The organism is Arenimonas sp. (genome assembly GCF_044348765.1).
Classification (GTDB): Bacteria; Pseudomonadota; Gammaproteobacteria; order Xanthomonadales; family Xanthomonadaceae; genus Arenimonas.
This window is the reverse complement of the sequence record NZ_JBIKSE010000065.1, coordinates 1-4,169: the sequence shown is the minus strand read 5'-3', so window position 1 is coordinate 4,169 and position 4,169 is coordinate 1. Positions and strand designations below refer to the sequence as shown.

6 protein-coding genes are annotated in these 4,169 nt (G+C 59.9%); 4 read left to right on the top strand and 2 right to left on the bottom strand.

What is annotated here, in order from left to right; all coding sequences use genetic code 11:
* Positions 1 to 681, bottom strand: a 681-nt coding sequence (locus ACIQ0Q_RS08280) for an exodeoxyribonuclease V subunit gamma (protein ID WP_395772466.1), incomplete at its 3' end; no start/stop codon positions are given.
* A gap of 139 nt (positions 682 to 820) precedes the next feature.
* On the opposite strand from ACIQ0Q_RS08280, the gene ACIQ0Q_RS08275 reads away from it, so the two are divergent.
* The 3 genes from ACIQ0Q_RS08275 to ACIQ0Q_RS08265 are packed head-to-tail and all read left to right on the top strand — an operon-like array spanning position 821 to position 2,344.
* A complete protein-coding gene (locus ACIQ0Q_RS08275) occupies positions 821 to 1,207 on the top strand; it encodes a hypothetical protein (RefSeq protein ID WP_395772465.1) in 387 nt (128 codons plus the stop codon).
* Positions 1,208 to 1,241: 34 nt separating this feature from the next.
* A complete protein-coding gene (locus ACIQ0Q_RS08270) occupies positions 1,242 to 1,916 on the top strand; it encodes an SOS response-associated peptidase (protein WP_395772464.1) in 675 nt (224 codons plus the stop codon).
* A 59-nt stretch (positions 1,917 to 1,975) separates the two neighbouring features.
* Complete coding sequence (locus ACIQ0Q_RS08265; RefSeq protein WP_395772463.1) at positions 1,976 to 2,344, top strand: hypothetical protein; 369 nt, start codon at positions 1,976 to 1,978, stop codon at positions 2,342 to 2,344.
* Positions 2,345 to 2,351: 7 nt separating this feature from the next.
* Here the strand turns inward: ACIQ0Q_RS08265 and ACIQ0Q_RS08260 are convergent, their stop codons facing one another.
* Entirely contained in the window at positions 2,352 to 3,209 is an 858-nt protein-coding gene (locus ACIQ0Q_RS08260; RefSeq protein ID WP_395772462.1) for a PA4780 family RIO1-like protein kinase, read from the bottom strand.
* A gap of 106 nt (positions 3,210 to 3,315) precedes the next feature.
* On the opposite strand from ACIQ0Q_RS08260, the gene ACIQ0Q_RS08255 reads away from it, so the two are divergent.
* Positions 3,316 to 3,756, top strand: a complete 441-nt coding sequence (locus ACIQ0Q_RS08255) for a DUF411 domain-containing protein (RefSeq protein ID WP_395772461.1) — start codon at positions 3,316 to 3,318, stop codon at positions 3,754 to 3,756.
* Positions 3,757 to 4,169: the final 413 nt, after the last annotated feature.

Genomic DNA, 4,169 nt, shown 5'->3' with positions numbered 1-4,169 from the left:
CACCGGACGCTCGGATGCATTGGATTTCAGGGCGCCAATCAGCTCCTGCATGGCATGACCGCGGTGGCGACCGAGCCGGCTTTGCAGCGTGCGCCACAAGGGCGCCAACAATTCCGACTCCAGGGATTGTCCGCCGGCATAAGTGAGTTTTCCGGCTTCCCAGGCCTGCAACCAGTCGGGACGGTAGATCACGTATTGCGAATAGATGCGCGCCAGACGATCAGCCAACTGGAAGCGGCGACGCGCCGCTTCGGCGGCACTGCCGGCACCCTCCAGGTACGCATCGATGCGGACATCCTTCAGCCCGGGCACATTCTGCCGGGAATCAAGCAGCGCATGCAGACTCCAGCGCAAGTGCGCGACCTGATACCGCGGCAGCGCCACCGCACCGGCGCCCAGATGGACATGGGCCTGGCGTTCGATCCACGCGCTCGGCAACAGGATGTCGAGATTGCCGGCGATGCCCTGCGCGCCCTGATGTCGGGCCAAGGCGCCGCTGAGCCATTGCTTCATGCCCGGATGCGCGGCGATCACCGTGTGCGGGCTGAGGATGTTTTCCGGCCAGGTCTGATCGAGCAGCGCCCACAGCGGCGGAATCAAAGCTTCCAGACGGCTGGCACGGTAGACCTGAAAGCCCTGGTCGGACTCACTGCCCTGTGTGCTGGGATGCGTATGCGCCATGACCGATTACCGCTCCTTGGTTGAGTTTGATTATAGCGTGCAGGGCAAGGCCGCCGCACCGGATTCCATCAGACCACAGCCCTTTCTCAGGATATGAGAGCGGCTGTGTTTAGGCTGTCGGCAATCCTCGAGAAAGCCCATGTCCCTGACCGAAATCGACGCCCTGACCGCGTTTGCCAAAACCCTGAACACCCTAAACGCGGAAACGCTGTGGCCCTTGCTGGCGGAGGATTTTGAATACGGCTCGCAACGGATGCTGGCCGATGTCACCAGCAAGACCGTGTTCCGGACCTACTTCAGCCTGAAATTGGCCGGCCTGCGCGAACGCCGCCATCCGGTCTTCGCCGAACTCGGCCGCATTACGGCCTACGGGCACGAACATTGCGTGATCCTGGCCCAGGGCCGCAAAGACCATCTGGTCGGACTGGTATTTGCCGATGTCGCCGACGGCTTCATCTGCCGCATCGATCTGTGCATCGTTCCCGATGCCCACGAGGCCCGACGCAGCGGTTTTTATCCGGCCTGATTGTATTCAACGCTTTTGTCCGTACAATCGCCCCATGTGCGGCCGATTCACCCAGGTTCCGATCACCCTCCCCGAGCAAGTGCCTTGGCCGGCCCTGCGCGCTGATTTCGCGCTGCTGCCGGCCCGCTACAATCTGGCACCGAGCCAAACTGCCGGCGTGCTGATTCGCGAGGGTAAAGACACCCGCCTGGTGAAACTGCATTGGGGCCTGATGCCGTTCTGGGCCAAACAGACCACCTTCGGTCAGCACACTTTCAATGCCCGCATGGAAAGCCTGGATGAAAAACCGGCGTTCCGCGCCGCGTTCAAATCGCGGCATGCCGCCATTCCGATGGCCGGGTATTACGAATGGAAACCCAGCGCCGGGGGCAAGCAGCCGTATTACCTGCGCCCCGAACACCCGCATGAAGTGCTGTGGGTGGCCGGCCTGTGGGAACCCAAACACCCGCTGCTGACCGACGGCAGCGAGGGCAGTTTCAGCATCATCACCCAAGCCGCCGAAGGCATTCCGGCTGAAGTGCATTCGCGCATGCCGGTGTTTCTGGAGCAGCGCGAGGTCGACGGCTGGCTGGGTCTGGGCCTGGGTCCCTCCAAGCCCTTCCTGCTGACCCGCAGCCTTCCAGCGCTGAAGTGTTTTCCGGTGGCTAAGCGCGTCAACAAGGGCGTGGACGACGATGCCGGTCTGATTGAACCGATTCCGCCGGTCTAAGCCCCATATTCACCTGGCATTGAAGGGGGTCGCCATACAATGGCGCAAAGGAGTTTGCCATGACCCGAATCATTCCCGCCCTCGCCGCTGTTGTGCTGCTGGCCGCCTGCAGCGAGCCGCCCAAGCACCAGATTGTGTTCACCTACGAGGACACCTGCAAGATCATCATCAACGACCTGCAATACGGCCAAGCCAACGAGACCGAACGGCATTGCGTACGCGAGCCGGCCAGCGGCCCGGTACAAGCCGTTACCGTCAATTTTCTGAGCGAAACCTGCAATGCCTACCGCTACACCCTCACCGGGGCCCGCGAAGGCAGCGAGGGCGAATTCGCGTTCAAGGCCGAAGAAAACGTGCCGAACCCGGGCTGCAATTTCATTCCGCAATACAGTGATGTCAACGTGCGCTGGGTGTTGAACCCGCAGTAAGCTGCGCCTACGGATCCTGTTCGGCCGCCTCGCGACCCTGCTGCCGAATGATGGCTTCCTGGCGGGCGTCTTCGATGGATTCCATCACCGCTGCCACATCGGCATCGCCTTCGGCAAAAATAAACTGGCCGGTGAGTTCCGAGCCGGCCGATAACTCGCCTTGCTCATACAGCGCCCACATTTCTTCGCCGTAATGGGTGTCGCTCAGTTCCGGTGCAAAACGGGCCAGGCTGTCGCGGATGTTGTGCACATCGCGCAGTAGCATGTCGCGCGCGGCGTTATTGCCGGCGGCGCTGACCACCTGCGGAAAATCGATGATGACCGGGCCCTGCCCGGTGACCAGCACATTGTATTCGCTCAGATCGCCGTGAATCAGGCCCAGGCTGAGCATGCGCACCACATCGCGCACCAGCTCGGTGTGATACCAGCGCGCCTGTTCGGCCTCCAGCACCACCTCACCCAAACGCGCGGCGCTGTAGCCTTCGTCATCGGTCACCAGCTCCATCAGCAGCACGCCGTGGAAATACCCGTGCGGACGCGGCACGCTCACGCCCGCCTCGTGCAGGGTGTACAGCGCATCCACTTCGGTGTTCTTCCAGGCGGTTTCCTGTTCCTTGCGGCCGAACTTGGTGGCCTTGCCCATGGCGCGCATGGCCCGGCTGCCGCGCACCTTGCGGCCTTCCTGATACTGCACGCGGGCCTGGAAGCTGCGCTGGGCCATGTCTTTGTAAACCTTGGCGCACAGCACCTCGTCGCCGCGCTGCACCACGTACACGGCCGCTTCCTTGCCGCTTTTCAGCGGGCGCAGCACGGCATCGATGATGCCATCGTCAATCAGGGCCTGCAGGCCAGGTGTGGTTCTCATGCGTCTATTATCGCCGATGGCGGCCGGGCGCGCCGGCTCAATCCGGCCTTGACGCCGCCTTTGCCGAATTTCGCTAGACTAAGCCAAACCCCGCACGAGACCCGCCATGAAACGCACCCTGCCCCTGATCACCCTGTTTCTGTTCTGTTTTCTGGCCGGCGTAGCGCTGGCGCAGTCCGCCTTGAACATTACCGTCAACAAAACGCCGTATTGCGGCTGCTGCAAGCAGTGGATGGCGCATCTGCAGGCCAATGGCTTCATGGTCAGCGGCAAGGATGTGGACGATACCGCGCCGGTGCGCGCCAGCCTTGGCATGCCGGCCAAGCTCGGTTCCTGCCATACCGCAGTGATCAACGGCTATGTGATCGAAGGCCATGTGCCGGCCGAAGACATCAAGCGCCTGCTGAGGGAAAAACCGAAGGCCTTGGGCTTGGCGGTTCCCGGTATGCCGCTGGGTTCACCGGGCATGGAATCGGCGAATCCGCAGCCGTATGAAACCTTGCTGGTAATGAAGGATGGTTCGACCAAGGTGTGGGCCAAACATTGAAATAATTTCTTGGCACGTGTTTAATGCTTTGAGAACAAAAAGATTCTCTTTGGAATTAAAGTTATGACTTATAAAATTTTCTACACCGAATTTAGTCTCCTTTTTTTTCAACATTAGAAAGTCCAACTTCTGCTGAGGACGATGAACAAGAGTTCGAAGCTGAGGATGACTCCGAACTAGAAAGGTCGGAGCAGCTTGAGCAATTCAGAGAACTGATACCGAATTACGTCATATCAATAGGTGTAATTGGTGACGAAATAGACCACTCGCCCGGCCTTTCATGGGATGTTGAAGAGCACTTCTATCTTATCCCTGGCGACTCAGATCAATTCGACTGGGGATTATTTCGCATTCACTGGGATGATAACTGGGGACGTTATGAGTACTGTGCTGATGCCTTAATTAAAGGCACT

What these genes read in the sequence shown, in the direction of transcription:
- ACIQ0Q_RS08275 (WP_395772465.1), top strand. Translation starts at nt 821, where the DNA reads ATGTCCCTGACCGAAATCGACGCCCTGACCGCGTTTGCCAAAACCCTG.
- ACIQ0Q_RS08270 (WP_395772464.1), top strand. Translation starts at nt 1,242, where the DNA reads ATGTGCGGCCGATTCACCCAGGTTCCGATCACCCTCCCCGAGCAAGTG.
- ACIQ0Q_RS08265 (WP_395772463.1), top strand. Translation starts at nt 1,976, where the DNA reads ATGACCCGAATCATTCCCGCCCTCGCCGCTGTTGTGCTGCTGGCCGCC.
- ACIQ0Q_RS08260 (WP_395772462.1), bottom strand. Translation starts at nt 3,209, where the DNA reads ATGAGAACCACACCTGGCCTGCAGGCCCTGATTGACGATGGCATCATC.
- ACIQ0Q_RS08255 (WP_395772461.1), top strand. Translation starts at nt 3,316, where the DNA reads ATGAAACGCACCCTGCCCCTGATCACCCTGTTTCTGTTCTGTTTTCTG.